Below are 19,842 nucleotides of genomic sequence, written 5' to 3'. Positions count from 1 at the left end.
GAGTTTTAAGTGCTTCGACGAGGACGCGTTGACTTCAAACGATCAGCAAAGTTCATCCAACGATCAAGTGGATCGTTGTCAGTTCCTCACCTGGGAAGATCTTGTCGGTCAGCGTTGAGCGTTGATTCGTCAGGGATCACGCACGCAGTGCTGCTGCCTCTGCCATTGATCACTACGAAGGAGCTGATTGAATGAAATCCCATGGCATCCTTCACCATCACCCTTGAAGGGGGGAAAAGTTTCTCTTGCGCGGACGATCAGTACATCCTTGATGCTGCTGAAGAGCAGGGTGTGGACCTTCCATACTCTTGCCGTGCTGGTGCCTGCAGCACCTGCGCCGGCAAAGTACTGAGCGGAAGCGTTGATCAGTCGGACCAAAGCTTCCTGGATGATGAGCAGATGGGTAATGGCTATGCCCTGCTCTGCGTCAGCTATCCCATGGCTGACTGCATGATCAAGGCTGAGGTCGAAGACGAGCTCTGAGTCTGTCGGCTCTTCAGCGCATCTTCACCACATCAGGGGTCTGTCCATGCACTTCGCCTATCCAGAGGGCGTGGGTGATGGCTCCTTCATGACTGTGGAAATTCCAAGCGGATTCGGGGCTTTCGATCGCCTCGATCTGCTGGTTTTGGTCATTGACACGCAGGTACTGGCCGCTGCCCCTGTGGCGCAGGACGTAGCGCTCTGGGAGATGTGTTCTCATCTTTGATCCACTGAGACTTGATTCCGGCATAGCTAGGAGCCCATGGTCATTCCTGGGCTTTCAGCTTTTTATGGGTTTTCATTGTTCAAAGATTGTTCGACGTCCTGGTAGCGCGCTTCACGGATCCAGATGAGAGCTTTGGGAAGTGTCAGCCGTTGCTGGTGACCGCTATCTCGGAACCAAGGGGCTTCGCAGGGAGCAAGTGGGCTATCGCTTAGGTCCCAGGTGTCGCGCAGGTAGCGCTCCACAGCGTTGTGATCTGCGGGTCCAGGGCGTTGCCAGTGGACCAAAGCCAGTTCATCGGTCATGGCTTCGAGGCGAGCAATGCGTCCATGGGGTGGTGCATCTGGATCTGGGGTGATGGTCTCGTTCAGGCTTTCGCTGGCCAGAAACAGGCGTAAGGGGCTATTACTTTTTCGGCCATCAAGGGCGTATTTCTTGAGATAAAGGTCTCTGGCCTTGCGGAAGAGGGGGGCTGGGGCACAGCTCAGTAGGGCCTTGTAGGCATTGGTGAGGCGGTGGCTCGTCATGGCGATGGGTTAAGTGGATTCGGCTTCCGGGATGGCGCACCCTTGCGAAGCATGGAACACTGGTGACAGTTGGGGAAGTGGAATAGTGTCAAATGCCAAGCACACCCTCTATCGATTGGTGTCACTGGATGGGAGCCCCCATCCAGTGCTTGATGCGCCTTATGAATCGATTGCAGCTGCGGAGGCGGCCGCCAGTCGTTGGTGTGAAGGGCAAGGACGCTCCCGTTCAGCTTTCGAGCAGGGAATTGGCCTCGAAGTTCAGACAGGCTGTGGCGAGTGGCGAACTCTTGGCTACCCCAGTGCCTGTCTTCTCGGGCATGGTGATCTGAAGAAAAAAACAGGAGCCCTCTAAGGAGCTCCTCGGTACTGGGGTTCTCGCCGGCCATGCCGCCCCAGCTTGTTCAAGTTTCGCTGGATGGATGGACTTGCGTCTGTCAGAGCTCCTGACTAACCATGACAGGGCATGACTGGACCGATGGATGCGCGTCAGTGTTGACCTCTGCCTCGTGCCGCTGGGCGTAGGCGTATCCCTTGCGCCCTATGTCTGGGCTTGCCAGGAGGTGATTAAGGCCTCGGGGCTTGAGCATCAGCTTGGGCCCGATGGAACAGCGATTGAGGGTGAATGGGACGCTGTCTTTGCCTGTGTCAAGGCTTGTCATGAGCGGTTGCATGAAGACGGAGTTCCAAGGATTCATGCCACGTTGCGGGTGAATACGCGTATTGATCGCGAGCAGTCCTTTCGGGACAAGGTTGACAGCGTTCAGCGGCTGAATCAGTAGAAGAACCGCACCTTCGGCCGGTCGGCGTCTCTTCTGTCTCTAATGAGAGGAGGTGTGGGACTGGGGAATGGCGTTCGGGTTTGTTCGGTCTGTTGTGGTGATCCTGGCGGTGTCGTCACTGTCTTCTCTGGTGTCCGGGCCAGTGCGCGCTGAGAGCTGGGATCGCATCGGTCGCTATGCCTCTTTGATCCGGCGTTCCGGCACCGACACAATGGTGGCCAAAGATTGTCCGCCTTCTCTCCTGGGAGCGTTTCACGCTGAGCGCAACGCCCTTCTTCTCTGTTCCAACAATCTCGAAAACGACCCCAAGCAGATCTGGGTGGTGCTCGCCCATGAGTCAGCGCACGTGATGCAGCACTGCCAAGGCGGTGCCCTTTTGGCTGACCATCAGATCAACGACGCGCTGGAGGCCATCGAGGCCCGTTCCAGAACAACGTTTCAGGAACTTCGTCTCTATCACCAGTCGCAGCAGCGTGAAGAGATCGAGGCGCGTTTGGTGCAAGTCCTGCCTCCACAGGAGGTTGAAGCACTGTTTCGCAATTTCTGCGCCGATCGTTTGCCCCGGGGCTCCGTGTCGGCTCCCCCAGCGATTTCCCCTGAAACTCCTTGAGGCTGAAGCAACCATGGACGATTCCTCAGTCACTCCCATCACCGCACCAAAACTGGATGACGCGGGTCACCTGACTTATCTCGGAGAGGACGGTCAGTGTTATCGGGTGCTGGACCATCTAGAGATTGATCATGAGGCGTCCCAGCGCGTAAGTGCTGCGTTGCAGGCCACAGGGCCTTTGTTTGATCAGATCGAAGCGCTCTGTCACGACTGGATCAAACGTGTTGCCATGGAGGCCATGGATCGTGATGAAGCCGTTGCGATGCTGCTCAGCAACCTGGAATCCGTCTTGCACGCCGACGATGAAGAGAGCGGCGGCCCCGGCCCCTTACGGTGAGCAAGTTTGCACGCTGACTCCATGGGGCCAAGGCTGCGCGGGTACTGGTTGATGACCTGGATTGGGTTGCTGGCCAATCTCCTGGCCTTACCCGTGATCGGTTGGGGGGCCTTTCAGCCTGATCAATCCACAGGCCTTGAAATCACCAACATCACCATGGCCTTTTCGCTGGCGTGGCCCGCGGCGATCGTGGGCATCGTGGCATCGGCCGGACTGCTGGCACAGCGGCGCTGGGGAGTGATCCTCACCATCGTTGCTCTGTCGCTGGCCCTTGGTGGTGCCTTGCCTTACGGGATCGTGCGAGTGGTGCTTGGCCCTGGGGCCCGACCCCTTGGTCTCGCGTCGGTGTTGCTTGGGCTTGTGAACGTGTTGGCCCTTATCTACTGGTGTCGTCCAGCCCATCGGCGCGGTGGTCGCTTGTAGGCCAGTGCTCGCGGCAGACCGCCAGGTGGCTGGGCTGCCCCTCGTTCTTGATCATCCGCGTTTGATGGTGGTGGACAAACCGGCAGGACTGCTTTGCCAGCCTGGTTTGGGTAGTCATCAGCAGGATTCCCTGATCAACCGCCTTCAACTTGCGTGTCCCGCGCTACGCCTGGTTCATCGCCTTGATCGCGACACTTCAGGACTTGTGCTTCTGGCGAAGGATCCGGACATGCTTCGGTTGTTGGGGATGTTCTTTGCATCTCGAAGGGTCAGAAAGCTATACGTCGCTGATGTTCAGGGCCAGATGGAAAATGTCAGCGGACTGATTGGTCTCCCTCTGGCGCGTCTGAAGCGTCAGCCGCCCACTTACGGCGTTCATCCAGGTGGAAAAGCGTGCGTCACGCTCTGGCGTCGTTTGAAGTTGATGGAGAGCAGCACACGACTCTGGCTCTGCCCGAGGACGGGCCGTTCCCATCAGCTGCGCGCCCATCTGGCAGCCCTGCACCATCCCATCATTGGGGACCCGATTTACAACCCAGGATGCGCCGTGGGGCTGCGGCTCAGGGCGATGGCCTTGCGTTTCCCTGATCCTGATGATCCCAGTGGCCAGGTGCGAGTGCGCGCTCCTTGGCCTGCATGGTTCAACGCTTAAGCACTGAATCTGCGCTTGGCCGGGATGGGATAAGGGATACGCCGATGGCGCATTCGCCGCCACACTTTTACAAAGGCCTTCATCACGAGCTCAAGCTCTGCGCGGCTGAGGCTGCTCTGATTCAACTGTCCATCGCTGAGGCGAGCTTCAACGATGCGTTTCACCGTGGCTCGGGCTTCCTTCTCACTTGTGTCGGGGGGCAAGGAGCGAAGAGCTGCCTCACAGCCATCGGCGACCATCATGATTCCCGTTTCCTTGGAGCGAGGGGTAGGGCCGTGATAGCGGAAGCGATCTTCTGAAATCAGGGGATCTTTCAGCCGTGCCTGGTGCAGGAAATACCCCATCCGCAAGGTTCCTTGATGCTCTGGAATGAAGTCGGCAATCGGTCTGGGCAAGCGGTGGCGTCTGGCCAGTTTCAGGCCCTCATCCACATGGGCCTGCAATACGCCAGCGCTCGCAAGCGGATCATTCAATTCAGTGTGAGGGTTGTGATCAGTGGTTTGGTTCTCGATAAACCAATTCGGAGCATGGAGTTTGCCAACGTCGTGATACAGCGACCCTGTTCTGATCAGATCCACATCGGCACCGATCGCACGCGCTCCCTCTTCGGCCAGGCTGCAGATCATCAGGGTGTGCTCGAAAGTGCCCGGGGCTTCTGAGGAGAGCCTGCGAAGCAGTGGACGTTCCTGGTCGGCCAGCTCCATCAGCCTCGCTCGGGTCAGAAGACCAAAGGAACTTTCGAGCAGGGGGATGACCAGGATTGCCAGCATCATCAGGAGTCCCAGCAACAAGGCTTCGGATGTCAGATCTCCCGAGTTGGGAAGCAATCGGGTCCAGTCCTGATCCACCGAGGATTCGGCACTCCTGTTGAGGAGAAGCAGCTCAAGAACGAGCGCCCCGAGCGGCAAGAGCACCGCTAGTTGCAGAAGCTGGGCACGACTTCTGAGCCTGCCCGCCTGAAGGGCGACCGCGGTGGCTGTGGCCGCAGCGATCAGCAGGCGCCCCTCACCAAGGCCTGTCACCGGTGTTGGCCAGAGCAGGCTGGCGACTGCCATCCATGCCAGGGCGCTGCTGGTTCCGAGGCCCTGCGCTAGCAGCAGTGTGGGTGGAACGATCACAGCCAGAGGGCTCACGGCTGCACCAAACCAAACTTTGCAGGCCTGGGAGATCAGCAGCAACCCCAGGGCCAGCAGTCCATGGGGTGCTTCAAGGCAAGGCCTCTCTCGGCGCATCACAAGGAGGAGAATTCCACATCCGGCCAAAGATTCTGTAAACCGGATCACCCAGATTCCGAGTTTGGGTCTCCGGTTCACAAGGCCGAAGAAATCGAGAACGTCGTAAGCCTGGGAACTAATGGGTTCTCCCTTCTGTGTGATCAGGTCACCTCGGCTCACCTCGATGACTGGGATGCCCTGCTGAGTGATCAGTTTCTCGATCAGTCTTTGGCTGCGCTGCGGGTCGGTTTTGAGATTGCTGGCACCCTGCAAGGTGGTGGTGAGGACCTTGGCGCCGAGGGTTCTTGATGGAGTATTGGCGGTTCCCAGTGCATACAGCTGCAGGGATGAGGCCTGACGCAGCTGCTCTTCGGCCAGGTTGTTGACCAATCCTTGGCTGAGCATGCGTTCCAGCGCCCGGCGCAGATCCATGTCCCAGCTCAGGCGTTCCTCTGGTGAACGCTCCTCGAGCCAGTCCTGTTCTTCGCCGCTGAGATTCACTGGACCGATTCGATCTGCATCGTCACTACTGGCGACCCGTTCCAGCTCTCCAAGATGGCGCTCGAGGCGCATCCGCAGCTGCTGATCCTGCTGAACGTCGATGACCTGAACCAGGGTGCTAGGCACCAGGCTGGATCTTCGTTGCTTCAGCGCTTCACTATCGACCACCCGTGCATCCTTCGGTGCCACCGCGTCGAATGGCGCTGTCAGACCTGGTCGAATGTCCGGCTCTACCAGCCATGGCCAGCTTGATGCGAGGGCTACGAGCAGGCATAGCGCAAGAAGCACACTGCGTTGCAGCCGATTCCAACGCAGCACCGGCCGCCTTGGAGATTCACTCCTAAGCCAGGATCTCCAGAACCTTGCTAGGGGATGCGAACGCAAGATGGCTGGATGCTTTCAATGGAAACGCTAGCTCTGATAGAGCGGCATGCTGGTTTCACGTGCATCGGTCGGCGATGGCCCTCAGACTGGATGGAAAAGCTCTGGCCAAGGAGCTAGAAGAGCGACTGGCCAATCAGATTCGTCGCGGTAGCGCTCAGGCAGGACGCCCGCCGGGTCTCGCGGTCCTGCGGGTGGGTGATGATCCGGCTAGCGCGGTGTATGTCGCCAACAAGGAGAAAGCCTGCGCGAGGGTGGGGGTTGAGAGCTTTGGAGCCCACCTGCCTGCATCTTCGGAACCGGATACCGTTCTGGATGCCATCAGCGAGCTCAATGCTGATGAGCGGGTGGATGGGATTTTGTTGCAGCTGCCCCTTCCGGCAGGGCTCGATGAAACCCCTCTCCTGGCAGCGATCGATCCTGAAAAGGATGCTGACGGCCTGCACACACTCAACCTTGGACGGCTGTTGAAAGGGGAACCAGGCCCCCGCAGTTGCACGCCAGCAGGCGTGATGGCCATGTTGCGCAGCCAGGGAATTGATCCCTCCGGTAAACGGGCTGTTGTGGTGGGACGCAGCATCCTTGTAGGCCAGCCGATGGCCCTGATGCTTCAGGCTGCCAACGCAACGGTCACGGTGGCGCACTCCCGCACCAGCGATCTTCCTGCCCTGACCCGTCAGGCCGACATTCTGGTCGTCGCAGCGGGACGTCCGGAAATGATCGGGGCTGAGCATGTCGCTCCCGGTGCCGTGGTTGTGGATGTGGGCATTCACCGAAGGCCCGAGGGTGGGTTGTGCGGTGATGTGAACGCTGCCGAGCTGGAGCCCTTGGTCGCAGCCCTTTCCCCCGTGCCAGGCGGCGTCGGTCCGATGACCGTCACCATGCTTCTTGTGAATACAGTGCTGGCCTGGAGCCGGCGTCACCAGATCGGTCATGATCTCGACGACCTGATTCCGTGATCGTGCTCAAGGGGCCTGCGGCCTGACAGAATCTCGCCAGCATCATGTTTTTCATGACCGCCACGGCGAGAAGTCCTGAAGGTCTCATGCCGTCGGGTGAAAATCAGGCGGATTTTGACTTCAGTGCCTATTTGGCCAAGACGCGCAACCTCGTGGAGGGAGCCCTTGATGCAGCTTTAGGTCCTGAGCGACCTGAGTCCCTTCGCGAGTCGATGCGCTACTCCCTCCTCGCCGGAGGCAAGCGGCTCAGACCGATTCTTTGCCTCGCAGCCTGTGAGCTTGTGGGCGGTGATGCCTCCCTTGCGATGCCGACGGCAGTGGCCTTGGAAATGATCCACACCATGTCGCTGATCCATGACGATCTACCGGCAATGGACAACGATGATTTGCGTCGTGGCCGCCCCACCAATCACAAGGTCTATGGCGATGCCATGGCCATTCTCGCCGGTGATGCTTTGCTCAGCAGAGCCTTCGAAATGGTGTCACTTCGTAGCCCAGGGGTTCCCCCCGAGAGGTTGCTGAAAGTGGTGGCTGAGCTCGCACTCGTGTCTGGAGCTCCGGGGTTGGTGGGAGGCCAGGTGGTCGATCTGGAAAGTGAGGGTCGCGAGGTTGATCTGGAAACACTTGAATACATTCATCTCCACAAGACCGCAGCTCTGCTCCGGGCCTGTGTGGTTACAGGCGCTCTGATCGGAGGTGCCGATGCGAATCAGGTCGAAGCGATGCGTACTTACGCCAACGGCATCGGTCTCGCTTTCCAGATCGTGGACGACATCCTTGATGTCACGGCCAGCAGTGAAGTCCTCGGTAAAACAGCAGGAAAAGACCTGATTGCCGATAAAACCACTTATCCGAAACTTCTTGGTCTCGAGCCTTCGCGGGCTCGCGCTCTTGAGTTGGTTGCTCAGGCCAAGTCGGCTCTCGAGCCGTGGACATCCAAAGCTCAGCCGCTTCTGGCTCTCGCTGACTACGTCGCGAGCCGAGACCGTTGACCATGCTGTTTGCCTCGTTGAGCGTGCCGCTTCAGCTTCTCGACAACGGCCCCCTGGCCTGGGGCCTCGCTGCCTGCGGATTGGCACAGCTTTCCAAGTTATTCATCGAATTGGTCATCCAACGCCGCTGGCGGCCGGAGGTGCTGATTGAAACGGGCGGCATGCCTTCGAGCCATTCGGCTCTGGTGACCGGTACGGCGGCTGCGGTCGGTTGGCTCAATGGATTTGACTCCCCCGTTTTTGCTTTGGCGTCCACGGTGGCCTTTGTGGTGATGTATGACGCCAGTGGTGTCCGTCGGGCAGCGGGGTTCACTGCCCAGAGAGTGAATGCTTTGCCAAACGGTCTTTGGGATCCAGAACCTGAGCAAGCGCTCAAGGAAAGCCTGGGTCATTCCAGGCTTGAAGTGCTGGTCGGAAGCCTTCTTGGCCCAGCGATCGCCCTGCCAGGTCTGGTGTTTGTGGGCTCGCCACTTCACCTCATCCAGGTTCTCTCCCACGCATTCGGGTGAGCACGTCCGCCCATTCCGCTCTGGTTCTCACCAGTGATCAGCAGCAGGCCGCTGATGCCTTCGCTGACTGGATGCATCAAGCCGATGCAACGGTGCCTTTCGTGTTGAGCGGCTTTGCCGGCAGCGGCAAGACGTTCCTTTCGATGCGCCTCCTCCAGCAGGTGGAGGCCAGTGGGCTTTGCTGGACCGTCGTGGCTCCAACCCACAAGGCCGTGGGCGTTCTAAGGCAAGCTCTGTTGCTTGAGGGCCTGCACCCCACTTGGTATCCATCCACAATCCACCGCCTGTTGCGCCTCAAGCTCAAGCGACAGGGTGACCGCGAGTTGTGTGAAACCACAGAGCAGACGGCAGCAGCTCTTGAGCATCTCGGTCTGGTGCTGATTGATGAAGCCTCCATGGTGGATAGCTCGTTGTTGTCCATCGCGCTGCAGTGCGCGCACACCTTCAGCACCAGGCTGGTGTTCGTTGGGGATCCGGCACAGCTGCCGCCGGTGGGAGAGCGCGACAGCCCTGTGTTTGCGATGACGCGGGCCGTGAATGCCTGCCTACGGCAAGTGGTTCGTCATCAGGGACCTGTGCTGCAGTTGGCCAGTTGTCTGCGTGATGGCCGACTGCCCTGTGAAGTGCCACCGCTTTTGGCTCCGGTGTGCACGGATCTGGGGCAGGTGGGGGTGATGAACCGCTCCGATTGGCTAAGTCGTGCTCAGGAGTCTTTACGACAGGCAGCAGCCTGCGATAACCCCGACGCGGCCAGAATTCTTTGCTACACCAACCGCAGGCTTGAGGTACTGGTCCCCCACGCCCGCCGGGCGATTCATGGCGACATGGCCGATCAGATGGCTGTTTTGCCTGGCGAGGTGCTGATCACGCGCACGGCGGTGATGGCCCCGGCCTCACGCGATGGCGGCGAGACCGGTGAAGAGCCCGATCTGGTGCTGGGCTCCAATCGTGAACTCGTGGTGGAGGATGTCGCTCCTGAGCGCTGTGACCTGGCGGAGTTCGGCCTGTCCTGCGACGCTCAGCTTTCGCTCGCTGGCCTTGTTGCACCAGTGATTGAGACCCTTACTGCACGGGTGCGTAGCGGGGAGCTCGAGCTCAACCTGCGCTTGCAACCGCCTGTCGGCACTCCGGCAAGGCAGCAGTTGGATGCCCTTCTTCAGCACTTGCGAATACAGGCCCGAGAGGCTGGAAAACAGGGGGGACGTCCGCTCTGGCGCCGGTACTTCCTTGTGCGTGATGCGTTCGCATCGCTTGGACCTGCGGCTGTGCTCACTGTCCATCGCAGCCAGGGCAGCAGTTTCGGTGAGGTGTTCGTCGCCGACGATGTGTTCTGGCCCCAGGATCTTGATCTGCGCAGGCAGCTTGTCTACGTGGCAGTCAGCCGTGCCCGACAGGGAGTCTGGCTGGCAGGCCGGAATGGCTCGCCAGCGTCAACGCAACATTGGACCCGAACCCTGGCGAATTCATGAGTTAAGAATAGACATCTCAAAAAGCTAGTGATTTCAATGCTTTCGGTGGACTGTCCTGATCAACCTTTGGATTCAAGGTCGAGTATTGGTGAAAAGTCCTTTCAAAGCATCTTTTGATCATACGGTTGATACCAACACCAGATGTACATGGCAAGGGCAAGCATCCCTAGCCGGTTCAATCGATCTAAACGATGTATGATTAGCTCTTGAAAATAATTCTCCTGATTGAGGGGAATACTCTTTCTTGACTATTTAGATTAATGGCTAGATTGTCATTGGAAATAGATAAATTCAGACCCATAAATCATCTAGGCCAGATCCAGGTCCGTAAGCGCCAAAATCTGCACTATTGACTGATAAGTCTTCTTTAATTGAGAAGTTACCATCGTGATTGACTCTGATGACTCCTAAAGTATCAAAGTCATGTGCTCCATTCCCACGTTCGCCGTCGGCGCCTTGATCACTGTAAACACCAATCAAAGCAGAATTGTCACTACTTGAGAGTAGGAGTGCTTGTACCGTGTGTCCCTGGATGAGTATGTGATCATTCTCACCACCATTTCCGCTGAAGTCGGTGATTGTGTCAATTCCAATGCCGTCGACCCAATGGTCGTGATACTTATCGTTTTCGCCTGCGACCCCATTCATTCCCCAATTGATCACACCCGTCGAAGTATCTGTGTTCCTGTCGACGATTTCTTTCGATGCATTGATTAATAAACGCCATTCAAAAGTATCTGCTCCCTCTCCACCTGTCAGAACATCATTAGCAGAAATCCCCACAGGATTGAAATACTCATTTGCGAAAACTAACTTATCGATGTCGCTGCCGTCATCCACGCCTGCTGGTAGCGACTTGTTGTCATTAGGAACACCGCTATCACTTAAACTGACAAGTCGATCATTTCCAGCGTCTCCGCTGTAGCGATCCGCCCCATACTGGTCGACAAGCAAGTCATCTTCTGAGCCTCCAATGAGTTTGTCGTCATAAGACATTTGCTTGTCAGCAATAAAGTAACCTTTTTCATGAAAATCACTTTGCCTGGATTCTCTATCGCCAAGGAGGTGATCCGCGCCGGAGCCTCCAAAAAGTTTGTCGTTTCCGTCGTATCCGACAATCTTGTCGTCGCCGGAAAGACCGTCGATGCGATTCTCACCCGAATCGCCTGCTAAATCATTGTCACTAGCGTTTCCTGTAATTCTTGCAGTCGTGCTCGCCAGCAAGACGTCGTCATTGGATTCAATTTCTGCAGCGACGTTGCTATCAACGCCATAGGCTCCATATTCTTTTTGCTGGATGTCGACGTCGGAATCAAAATCAAAACTTCCTTTGTAAAAGACTTTAATGGTTCCAAGTACATCCAAATCATGAGCGCCATTCCCGCGCCTACCGTCTGCACCTTGGTCGCTATAAACCCCGACTAAAGCTTCGTTGAGGGTTTCGTTGTTTTCCAGCAAAATTGCCTGGACTGTATGGCCGGATATAAGAATTTTGTCCCCTTCTTTTGAATTGAAATCTAGGATTATGTCATTTCCGATTCCGTCGACCCAATGATCATGGTAGTTGTCGTTCTCACCCGCAACCCCGTTCATTCCCCAGTTGATAATTCCTGTCTCAACATCAGTGTATTTGTCGACAATTTCTTTGCGTGCATTAATGAGTAGATGAAATTCAAAGCGATCAGCGTGCTTTCCTCCGATGAGGGTGTCATCTGCTGCCAGGCCATTGGGATTGATATTATTGGTTGAGAAATCTAGTTGTGAAAGTTGATTCTCTGTTGAATCATTGTCTAGAATTGGAATATTGTTTCCTGTTGGAATGCCTGAGTCGCTCAGGCTGATGATCCGATCGTTTCCTTTGTCTCCCGAGAAGTAGTCAGATCCAAACTGATTGATCAGAATATCTTCTCCCTTTCCTGCGATCAAGATGTCTGATTCATCCTTGTTGAATGTGGCTGACGCGAAGATTGATCCATCTGCGTTGTAATCATTTTGATTGGGTAGTCTGTCCCCCACGAGAAAATCGTCTCCTCCGCGTCCGTCGACAAAATCTATTCCTTTGCCTGCGATCAGTAGGTCAGTTCTTCCTCCGCCACGAATATAATTGTCTGAATGATCGGCAAGGATACTATTACCCCTCGATTTTATGCCAAAGAATGAAATTTTCTGATCCATCCAGCGCTCAAATTCGCTGGGATTGAAAGCTGCTTGCCAGTACTTGAGCAAGTTCATTAGTTAAATCATGCTGATTTTGTTATGACATCAATTTGGGGGTTGGATCAATGGTAAATTGCTTTGATTTTGCTTAGAATTTAATGAAACAAGAATTCTTGAGTGTTTTGACTTTGTGTTAACTTTTTGCTGTCAATGCGTTTTGATCGCTGCTTTTTACTCCTCGGCGGCAAGATTTCGGTTAGTGGTTGTCTCGAAGCATCCTTGCTGATCTCTTGATCGGACTTGCCCTTTGAATGAACTCTTCGGTTGGATTGTCTTTGTAGTGAGCACTTGTCTCGGTGGATCGTTCAGCAACTGGGTCCATGTGGATGATGCTGCGGGAGCAGCGCTCGCGGCGATCAACGGTTGCTGGACCGGCTTGGTGAATGTGGTCAACGATGAACCCTACGGGATAGAGATCTTGTGGATCGCACCTTGATCCAATAAGGTCTTGAAAGGGGTCAATGGACAGGTGCTCCTGGACCTGCCCCTCCATTCATCCGCTGTATCAGCAATCATCGACTGAAGGATCTCGGCTATCGATTGCAGCATCCAACGCTGTTCTCCTAGATCAATCTGTTTCGTTGATTATGTTCAGTGGTTTGCTGAAAGCCTTACGGTCAACGTCACCAATTCGATAGGGACCACGATCAACATCGCCGCACCGATAGGAATGATCAGGAACGACGCCCTGCCCTGCACTAATGCCATCGATACCATCACGGTTAGCGACCGGATTGATTTGATCGATGTGCCTGATGGCTTTCGACATTCTGAAAGCCGGAAGCGGCTTTAGATCACATCGCTGTTGATTGAGAGAATGTGCTGCATCAAAACCGTGGCTTCCAGAGGAGGAGCTTCGTGGAAGGCTTTTGTTTCGATGATCAGTTGATCTGCACTGTCCATCACCACAATCACTCTCTCTGTCACCACGTGCCTATCCGTCGATTGAGCCCGATGCAGCAACCCGGAAAGCTTGAGCGCATGGGCTGTTGCTTGTCCCATCCTGATTCATCATCAGACTTGGGTGGGAGCAATCAGAAATCAGGCTCCAATCTTTTGGATCCGATTTTCATTTGTCGACTGATTGCTGTCAGAGAATTCCACGCGCTGGCTGACCCTCGTCTCCCTTAGTGAACGTTGAAACCGAAACCAACATTCACGCGTGTTCCCTGCACGTAGGGATTCAAGATCAGGGGCCGTGGCGCTCTCCACGGTGCCGGTGCGACCACAACCGGCCGTTGATAGTAGGTGCGCTGTGGAACGTAATAGGGCCGGTAAGCATCTTTCACGACTCGTCTGAAGTTCCGGTTGTAAACCTTCTGGGGAACGTAATAAGGCTGGCGAACCTGTTTGATGGCCCTGTTGTAACCCTTTTGGAACCCACGGTTGTAGTCCTTCTGCTTCTCATTGCCATGGCGCTGCTTCTGTGGATGAGCACTGGCCGGTGATGACAGGAGAGACGCCGCTGCGACGACAGTGAGTGCAGAAAGACTGAACTGATGCAGTGAAAGCATGACCAGAAGGTGGCTGCTGCAAGCGTATGCAGTGCTCTACCGCAAAACGTTTCTGAACCAGTTGTTAAGTGCAACTGAATGTGTGGCTGATCCCCTAAAGCAAGCTGAGACCATTGATTCCTTGCCAACCCAGATAGCCACCCAGGCCCAGGCTGACACCTCCCACCACCAGTCCACCTCGTGCAAACAACACCTGCTTCCCTTTCTCGAGGATTGGAATCACTTTGTCCCGTCCGATGATCACGGCCACAAGCGGGGTCAACAGAAAAATGCTTGCACCGATTGTGAAGGCAACCAATCCGATCCACTCCTGCCAGGTGGGCAACTGGGCTGCGAGAACAACGCCTGCCGACTTTGCAAAGAGAACGAGATCATCAGGACTGATGATCTCACCTGCTGCGCCAAGGAGAAGCAGCAGCGGCAATGGCATCGCCACAAAGCGATCGATGCTGGTGGTCCATGCCGGTGGTTCGGCTCCATCGGCGAAGGAACGCAGGAGCTCCCTGCCGCCGATGGCTATGAGCGCGCCTCCTGCCAGTAGATCGAGTCCTGTGCGGTGATGAGAGCCGTGGCTCATGTCGAGAACAAGGGTGTGGCCAACAGTCACCAGCAGCGTTGCGGTGAGCAGTGTGGTGACCATCCAGCCCGCAACAAACCAGCCGCCGCGGCGTAGGGGCTGGGGGCCCAGCAACAGGAGCAGCAACACCGCAATGTGAATCGGCGAGAGACCGATGCCCGTGCCGTAGGCCAGAAGTTCAGCCCAAAGGGTGGTGTCGCTCATCAGAACCGTCCGTCGGCCGGAGCATTCCAGCGAACGATCGCACGCTTTTCTCGCTCAAATCCCAGCACGCAGATACTTCCTGTACCGAGCTTCAACAAGTTGCCACCTACAGCACCCAGACCAAGCCAGGTTCCCGCCAGCGCTCGCAGAAGGTGTCCGTGAGCGAACAGAGCCACATCTCCTGCTTCGGAGACTTCCAGAGCGCGACGGATGGCGATTTCGCAGCGCTTCTGCACGGCATCGGCATCCTCCCCGTTGGGGCACCCATGGCTCCAGACCGTCCAACCAGGAACCGTTTTGCGGATTTCATCTGTGGTGATCCCTTCGTAGTCGCCGTAATTCCACTCCATCAGTTCCGGCATCACCGTCAGTCGGTCTCCAAGGCCACCGAGCTCGCAGGTTCGACGGGCTCGCTGCAGAGGGGAGCTGAAGACGGCGGCGAAGGTCTGGCTTGTCAGCGTGGGAGCCAGACGTCGGGCTTCATCTTCGCCTTCCGGCAACAGGGGAAGGTCGGTGCTGCCTGTGTGGCGTCCGTTTTTGGCCCATTCCGTTGCTCCGTGGCGCAAGAGCCAGAGCTGACGATTGTCGGCCATCTCTTGATCGTGTCCTTCTCAAAGGATTTTGACCAGCAGAGCAACCAATGGTGGTGTCGCCGGTGTCATCCCAGCGCCTGATCAGCTGCGGATTTCGAACCAGTCAGCTCCTGTAATGGGTAGCTGTGAAGGCCTCACCAGGCTCACCCGGGCGCCTGTGGGACCGCGTTCGCACCACAGGCGCAATTCACTGAGAGCCAATGGAGATCCTTCTGCTTGCACCTCCACGACACCATCGGGGAGGTTCCGAACCCAACCGCTCAGGTTGAGGTCCATGGCTCTGCGGCAACACCCCTGTCTGAATCCCACGCCTTGAACCTTGCCCTCCACGAGAAATCGCCAGCGTTCCTTCTGGATTGTGGGCTTGTGTTTGCCTCGATTCAGGAACCGTCCGCGTTCCGCGTCGCCGCGGTTTCGAGAGCGGCGCGCCATCGGCATGAGATCGTCGAGGAGCCGGCCCAGTGGAGGTGCACCCAGCTGGCGTGCAGGGTCGGAAGGCTCCATCCCTCGTGTCTCCGCGAGATTTTCCACCCTTCAACCTGCCATAGGGGTCTCGCTTTTTCCAAGAAATCTCCGGATTCTTTGCTCAATTGCCACCGGTGGAATTCATGGCCTCTCATGCTTTCCCCTGCGCGCAGCAGCATCCCGTTGTGGGTTGTAGAGAGCGACCTGTAGCCCACCTGCAACGCTCCTCGTTCTGCGCGGAAGGGCAGCAAGCCAGCCATGGGGTGGTGCTTTCCCTCCCCGTCACTGAGTGACTCACCCAGCAACAGCATGCCGCCGCATTCGGCATAGAGGGGTTTCTGGGCGATCCACTGCTGCAAGGCCGAGAGGCTGCGGCCGCATTGGCTGAGCGCCTCTGCATGCAGTTCTGGGAATCCACCCGGCAGCACCAGCCCCTGGGCCTGGGGTGGTGGCGGCTCATCCGCCAGTGGGCTCCAAGGGATCACAGGCATGGCCATGGTTTCGAGGCATTCCTGCATTTCCGGGTAGCGAAAGTGAAAAGCCTCGTCCTGGGCGACGGCCACTGGTATGGGAGTACGAACGGGCTGCTGGTCCAGCACCGGCGCCAGAATGGTTCGTATTGGATTGGCGCCTGCTGCAGGTGCCTTCAGTAACGGGCCGAATCTCTGCAGATCCAGATGGGAGGACGCCAGCGCCGCCCAGCGACTGATCCGGTCCTGTATAGGTCCGAGCTCATGGGCTGGGGCTAGGCCGAGGTGTCGACTGGGAAGACACAGACTCACGTCCTTCGGCAGGCTTCCCAGGCAGGGAACGTTGATCTCGTCCAGCACGCTCTGCAGAAGCTCACGATGGCGCTGGCTGGATACCCGGTTGAGGACGACCCCCGCCAAGTGCACGTGTGGCTCCAGATTCTGGAATCCGAGCACCACTGCCGCCAGGGATCGGGCCTGCCGGCCGGCATCCACGACCAGCACCACGGGCAGGTTCAGATGCCGTGCCACAGCAGCCGTGCTCCCCTCGGAGCTGGCCCCGATGCCGTCGTACAGGCCCATGACCCCTTCGACGACGGCCATGTCGCACAATCCACCAAACCCCCGGAAACTGAGATCCACCCACTCCTGGCCGCAGAGTGAAAGGTCGAGATTTCGGCAAACTCTGCCTGCGCTGAGGCTGAGGAGCTGGGGATCGAGATAGTCCGGCCCCACTTTGAAGGGCTGGATGCTCCTCCCCTGACGACGCGCCCAGGCAATCAGGCAGAGAGTGAGCAGGGTTTTGCCACTGCCGCTGGCCGGAGCAGCGATCACACAGGCCATGAACTGAGCGGAACAGTGGAACGTTGGCCCCGCTCAGCGGGACATCATTTGATCAGCTTGGCAGCCAGGGGGGCAGCGGCTTCCAGTAGTGGATTGGTGGAGTCATGACCACCTTCAAGCAGCTTGGCCACATCGGCCTCGACAGGCATGGACTGAACTGACACCACTTCCTCGATTAGTTCCATGCTGGCCATTCCACCGGCTTCAAGGCGCATGCACCCACCCGATTCTGCACAGAGGATCACGCAGATCGCAGGCTTGTCGTCGGGTTTGCAGATCAGGCGCAGTCCCACGATCTGGCCTGGATGAATACTGGGCTGTCCCATGGGAACAGGTGAGACGCGCATCTGTACTTCCACGCCATCAGCTCTCACAAATTCAGCACTGATGCTGTGGTCGTCGTGATGCTGGGTGCGCTGCAGGTGCCATCCCAGACGATCAGCGATCCATGCAGCCAGCAGAAGACCCTGAACCGGATGGTCTCCTTCCACGTCGATGTCCAGCTGCACCACGTGGCTGAGGGCATTTCTGCGAGTCGGAGGATCAAACACCATGGCCAGCGTTTGATGCCAGCTCCCGAGCCTCAGCCAATTGAGGTCGTTGACGGCCTGTCCGCTTTCGATCCTTGTGGCCAGAAGATTCAGGCAGAACCCAGGCTCGCCGAGTGCCGAGTCAATGATCAGGCGCCGTGGAGAGCAAGTGAGCTGCATCAGCAGTTCAGGCGCCTCATCAAGGGATCCGTTCCACCACACCCATGAGGGCAGATCCTCAGGCATCAGCGGCTGCAGGATGGAGAGGCCGTCCTGCAAGGCTGTGTTCCCCCCACGCAGAACGACGACATCACCGCAAGCAACAGTTCCACCTCCTTCTTCAGGGAGAGGGCAGTAAGCGGCGACGAGGGTTTCCAACGCCTGCTGGTCATCCAGGCTTGGGGCCAGAGTGATCAGTCGCCGCGGTCTCAAGGCGCTGAGGGCCGCATCAATGTGCTGCCCACGCAAATCATCGGCCTTCTGGGATCCATCCAGACTGCTCAGGCACGCTGCCACCGGATCGGTGAGCGGGGATGTACTTAACGGCAGATCTCCATCCACGATGGCCTGGCGACCGGCCTGAATCAAAGCAGCGCGCTGCACCCCAGTGATCGGTCCCTCGAGGCGACCGGTTCGGACCAGTTGCTGTTCCACCCATGAGGGTTGCCAGATCAGGAGACAGAACGTGTGGGATCCGACGCCTGCCGGTTGGTCGCGCGACCAGAGCTGTTCCAGGTAGCTGGGGACCTCTGCGGGGGGGAGTTCCAGGGGGGTCTGAAGCGTGAGCTGGGGTGACATGGTTCAGCTGGTGAGCAAGGTTTCAGTGTTTGTCAAAAACAATCAGGGACGGCGCCAGAGCAAGCCATCACGGGCCATGAGCGCGTCCGAAGCAGCGGGTCCCCAGGTTCGTGATTCGTAGGGATGAATCGGCAGCTGCCATGGGCTGTCTTCGATGAGCTCAAGCAGGGGCGTGTAGAGGCGCCAGGCCGCTTCCACTTCATCGCTGCGCGTAAATAGGGTCGGGTCGCCGAGCATCGCATCAGCCAGAAGACGGACGTAACCCTCGTCTGAGGGTTCACCGAAGGATTCGTCGTAAGAGAATTCCATCTCAACAGGGCGGCTGCGCATCCCGGATCCGGGGGACTTGACCTCGAAACGGAATTCAGCGCCCTCGTCGGGTTGGATGCGCAAAATCAGCTGGTTCGCGGTGGGACCGCCGCCTGCTGCATCGAATAAGTGAACCGGGGCCTCTCGGAAGGTGAGGACCACTTCACTGAGACGTTTCGGCAGCCGCTTGCCCGTGCGGACATAAAAGGGCACCCCTTGCCAGCGCCAGTTGTCGATGAACAACTTCATGGCCACGTAGGTCTCCGTGGTGCTGTTGGGATCCACCCCGGGTTCCTGTCGGTATCCGGCAAGGGGGTTGTCCAGGGTTCCACCGGGGCCGTACTGACCGCGGATACAGCAGTTCCAGGGCTCCTTTTCATCTGCAAGACGGGCTGCCTGAAGCACCTTGGCTTTTTCGCTGCGAATGGCCTCGGGGTCGAAACGCCCGGGTGTCTCCATGGCGGTGATCGCCAGCATTTGCGTCAGGTGGTTCTGCACCATGTCGCGCAGTGCACCGGAGGTTTCGTAATAACCGGCTCGCTCTTCAACACCAACGGTTTCAGCGGCGGTGATCTGAACACTGGAAATGTAATTCCGGTTCCAGATCGGTTCGAAAATGGTGTTGGCGAAACGCAGAACCATGATGTTCTGGACTGTTTCCTTGCCCAGATAGTGGTCGATGCGGAAGATCTGGTTCTCCTGACCACAGCTCTGAACGATGCGGTTCAGAGCCTGGGCGCTGCCGTAGTCCCGTCCAAAGGGCTTTTCAATCACCACCCGGCTGCGCTGGGGATCCTTCAGCAGGCCGGCATCGGACAGCGCCCGGCATCCACTGCCGTAGAACTTCGGTGAGACCGATAAATAGAACGTGCGATTGCTGCGTGTTGCTCTCAGGCGGTCGATGCTGTCGAGTCGGTGCCCCAGTTTCACGAGATCCTCAGGCTGCTGCAGATCCACCGGCTCGTAGAACATTCCAGCTGAGAATTGGTCCCATGCCACGCGGTTCTCGTTCACCGTCTTCTCCATGGCCTCGGCCATCTTTTGACGGAACTCTTCATCGCTCCAGGGCCGACGGGCGCATCCCAGAAGAGCGAATTCGCTTGGCAATCGTCTCTGCAGGAACAGTTCGAATAATGCTGGGACAAGCTTCCGGTGCGTGAGGTCACCGCTTGCTCCGAAGATCACAAGGCACTGAGGCGCGATCACTCGCTCTTGACGCAGGCCAACCCTCAGTGGGTTCGTCATCGTTGCGCTCATGGCACA

General features: G+C 57.3%; 25 protein-coding genes. 12 read left to right on the top strand and 13 right to left on the bottom strand.

What is annotated here, in order from left to right; genetic code table 11:
• Positions 1 to 201 precede the first annotated feature (201 nt).
• Complete coding sequence (locus ACLM45_RS04670; RefSeq protein WP_415410852.1) at positions 202 to 483, top strand: 2Fe-2S iron-sulfur cluster-binding protein; 282 nt, start codon at positions 202 to 204, stop codon at positions 481 to 483.
• Between the two features lie 13 nt (positions 484 to 496).
• Here ACLM45_RS04670 and ACLM45_RS04665 read toward each other — a convergent pair whose 3' ends face one another.
• Both ACLM45_RS04665 and ACLM45_RS04660 read right to left on the bottom strand, forming a co-directional pair.
• On the bottom strand, positions 497 to 703 hold the full coding sequence (locus ACLM45_RS04665; protein WP_038005013.1) for a hypothetical protein: 207 nt from the start codon (positions 701 to 703) through the stop codon (positions 497 to 499).
• 68 nt (positions 704 to 771) lie between these two features.
• Positions 772 to 1,233 (bottom strand): hypothetical protein, encoded by a 462-nt coding sequence (locus ACLM45_RS04660; protein ID WP_415410850.1) that lies wholly within the window; start codon positions 1,231 to 1,233, stop codon positions 772 to 774.
• A gap of 85 nt (positions 1,234 to 1,318) precedes the next feature.
• Here ACLM45_RS04660 and ACLM45_RS04655 point away from each other — a divergent pair, with 85 nt between their 5' ends.
• The 6 genes from ACLM45_RS04655 (at position 1,319) to ACLM45_RS04630 (ending at position 4,034) form a co-directional block, all read left to right on the top strand.
• Positions 1,319 to 1,585 carry a hypothetical protein gene (locus ACLM45_RS04655; RefSeq protein ID WP_415410848.1) on the top strand — a complete coding sequence of 89 codons (267 nt, stop codon included), beginning with the start codon at positions 1,319 to 1,321 and terminating at the stop codon, positions 1,583 to 1,585.
• A 127-nt stretch (positions 1,586 to 1,712) separates the two neighbouring features.
• Positions 1,713 to 2,012: an MTH1187 family thiamine-binding protein gene (locus ACLM45_RS04650; RefSeq protein ID WP_006041751.1), complete on the top strand. Its 300-nt coding sequence runs from the start codon at positions 1,713 to 1,715 to the stop codon at positions 2,010 to 2,012.
• Between the two features lie 67 nt (positions 2,013 to 2,079).
• On the top strand, positions 2,080 to 2,622 hold the full coding sequence (locus tag ACLM45_RS04645) for a hypothetical protein (RefSeq protein WP_415410846.1): 543 nt from the start codon (positions 2,080 to 2,082) through the stop codon (positions 2,620 to 2,622).
• Between the two features lie 13 nt (positions 2,623 to 2,635).
• Positions 2,636 to 2,959, top strand: a complete 324-nt coding sequence (locus ACLM45_RS04640) for a hypothetical protein (RefSeq protein ID WP_415410844.1) — start codon at positions 2,636 to 2,638, stop codon at positions 2,957 to 2,959.
• A 21-nt stretch (positions 2,960 to 2,980) separates the two neighbouring features.
• A complete protein-coding gene (locus tag ACLM45_RS04635; protein WP_038004396.1) occupies positions 2,981 to 3,382 on the top strand; it encodes a hypothetical protein in 402 nt (133 codons plus the stop codon).
• 64 nt (positions 3,383 to 3,446) lie between these two features.
• Positions 3,447 to 4,034 (top strand): RluA family pseudouridine synthase, encoded by a 588-nt coding sequence (locus ACLM45_RS04630; protein ID WP_415411350.1) that lies wholly within the window; start codon positions 3,447 to 3,449, stop codon positions 4,032 to 4,034.
• Here ACLM45_RS04630 and ACLM45_RS04625 read toward each other — a convergent pair.
• A complete protein-coding gene (locus tag ACLM45_RS04625; RefSeq protein WP_415411349.1) occupies positions 4,031 to 6,136 on the bottom strand; it encodes an HDIG domain-containing metalloprotein in 2,106 nt (701 codons plus the stop codon). The genes ACLM45_RS04630 and ACLM45_RS04625 overlap by 4 nt on opposite strands.
• A 71-nt stretch (positions 6,137 to 6,207) precedes the next feature.
• On the opposite strand from ACLM45_RS04625, the gene folD reads away from it, so the two are divergent.
• Genes folD through ACLM45_RS04605 form a run of 4 tightly spaced genes read left to right on the top strand, consistent with a single transcriptional unit; the run spans position 6,208 to position 10,059 of the window.
• Positions 6,208 to 7,089, top strand: coding sequence for a bifunctional methylenetetrahydrofolate dehydrogenase/methenyltetrahydrofolate cyclohydrolase FolD (gene folD, locus ACLM45_RS04620; RefSeq protein WP_415410843.1), 882 nt, complete (start codon positions 6,208 to 6,210; stop codon positions 7,087 to 7,089).
• A 53-nt stretch (positions 7,090 to 7,142) separates the two neighbouring features.
• Complete coding sequence (gene crtE / locus ACLM45_RS04615) at positions 7,143 to 8,081, top strand: geranylgeranyl diphosphate synthase CrtE (RefSeq protein ID WP_050752010.1); 939 nt, start codon at positions 7,143 to 7,145, stop codon at positions 8,079 to 8,081.
• Between the two features lie 2 nt (positions 8,082 to 8,083).
• A complete protein-coding gene (locus ACLM45_RS04610; RefSeq protein WP_415411348.1) occupies positions 8,084 to 8,590 on the top strand; it encodes a divergent PAP2 family protein in 507 nt (168 codons plus the stop codon).
• On the top strand, positions 8,587 to 10,059 hold the full coding sequence (locus tag ACLM45_RS04605) for an AAA family ATPase (protein ID WP_415410841.1): 1,473 nt from the start codon (positions 8,587 to 8,589) through the stop codon (positions 10,057 to 10,059). Before ACLM45_RS04610 ends, ACLM45_RS04605 begins: the two co-directional genes overlap by 4 nt.
• A 291-nt stretch (positions 10,060 to 10,350) precedes the next feature.
• On the opposite strand, the gene ACLM45_RS04600 is transcribed toward ACLM45_RS04605, so the two are convergent.
• Positions 10,351 to 12,291: a calcium-binding protein gene (locus ACLM45_RS04600; protein ID WP_415410840.1), complete on the bottom strand. Its 1,941-nt coding sequence runs from the start codon at positions 12,289 to 12,291 to the stop codon at positions 10,351 to 10,353.
• Positions 12,292 to 12,523: 232 nt separating this feature from the next.
• On the opposite strand from ACLM45_RS04600, the gene ACLM45_RS04595 reads away from it, so the two are divergent.
• Positions 12,524 to 12,712 (top strand): hypothetical protein, encoded by a 189-nt coding sequence (locus ACLM45_RS04595; RefSeq protein WP_415410839.1) that lies wholly within the window; start codon positions 12,524 to 12,526, stop codon positions 12,710 to 12,712.
• Between the two features lie 132 nt (positions 12,713 to 12,844).
• On the opposite strand, the gene ACLM45_RS04590 is transcribed toward ACLM45_RS04595, so the two are convergent.
• The 9 genes from ACLM45_RS04590 to zwf all read right to left on the bottom strand — a co-directional run bounded on the left by ACLM45_RS04590 (position 12,845) and on the right by zwf (position 19,836).
• Complete coding sequence (locus tag ACLM45_RS04590; RefSeq protein WP_415410838.1) at positions 12,845 to 13,045, bottom strand: hypothetical protein; 201 nt, start codon at positions 13,043 to 13,045, stop codon at positions 12,845 to 12,847.
• A gap of 20 nt (positions 13,046 to 13,065) precedes the next feature.
• Positions 13,066 to 13,278, bottom strand: coding sequence for a hypothetical protein (locus ACLM45_RS04585; protein WP_415410836.1), 213 nt, complete (start codon positions 13,276 to 13,278; stop codon positions 13,066 to 13,068).
• Positions 13,279 to 13,403: 125 nt separating this feature from the next.
• Positions 13,404 to 13,790, bottom strand: coding sequence for a hypothetical protein (locus tag ACLM45_RS04580; RefSeq protein WP_415410834.1), 387 nt, complete (start codon positions 13,788 to 13,790; stop codon positions 13,404 to 13,406).
• Between the two features lie 94 nt (positions 13,791 to 13,884).
• Positions 13,885 to 14,571, bottom strand: coding sequence for a GAP family protein (locus tag ACLM45_RS04575; RefSeq protein WP_415410833.1), 687 nt, complete (start codon positions 14,569 to 14,571; stop codon positions 13,885 to 13,887).
• A complete protein-coding gene (locus tag ACLM45_RS04570; RefSeq protein ID WP_415410831.1) occupies positions 14,571 to 15,164 on the bottom strand; it encodes a histidine phosphatase family protein in 594 nt (197 codons plus the stop codon). The genes ACLM45_RS04575 and ACLM45_RS04570 overlap by 1 nt, the downstream gene beginning before the upstream one ends.
• 81 nt (positions 15,165 to 15,245) lie before the next feature.
• On the bottom strand, positions 15,246 to 15,596 hold the full coding sequence (locus tag ACLM45_RS04565; RefSeq protein WP_006041733.1) for an acylphosphatase: 351 nt from the start codon (positions 15,594 to 15,596) through the stop codon (positions 15,246 to 15,248).
• The gene (locus tag ACLM45_RS04560) at positions 15,545 to 16,942 is read right to left on the bottom strand and encodes a cobyrinate a,c-diamide synthase (protein WP_415410830.1); all 1,398 of its coding nucleotides are present in this window, start codon (positions 16,940 to 16,942) and stop codon (positions 15,545 to 15,547) included. The genes ACLM45_RS04565 and ACLM45_RS04560 overlap by 52 nt, the downstream gene beginning before the upstream one ends.
• 44 nt (positions 16,943 to 16,986) lie before the next feature.
• The gene (locus ACLM45_RS04555) at positions 16,987 to 18,270 is read right to left on the bottom strand and encodes a glucose-6-phosphate dehydrogenase assembly protein OpcA (protein ID WP_415410829.1); all 1,284 of its coding nucleotides are present in this window, start codon (positions 18,268 to 18,270) and stop codon (positions 16,987 to 16,989) included.
• Positions 18,271 to 18,312: 42 nt separating this feature from the next.
• A complete protein-coding gene (gene zwf / locus ACLM45_RS04550; RefSeq protein WP_006041730.1) occupies positions 18,313 to 19,836 on the bottom strand; it encodes a glucose-6-phosphate dehydrogenase in 1,524 nt (507 codons plus the stop codon).
• Positions 19,837 to 19,842: the final 6 nt, after the last annotated feature.

Origin of the sequence: Synechococcus sp. A10-1-5-9 (assembly GCF_047716785.1) — a bacterium.
Taxonomy (GTDB): Bacteria; Cyanobacteriota; Cyanobacteriia; order PCC-6307; family Cyanobiaceae; genus Synechococcus_C.
This window is presented reverse-complemented; position numbering and strand designations above follow the sequence as displayed.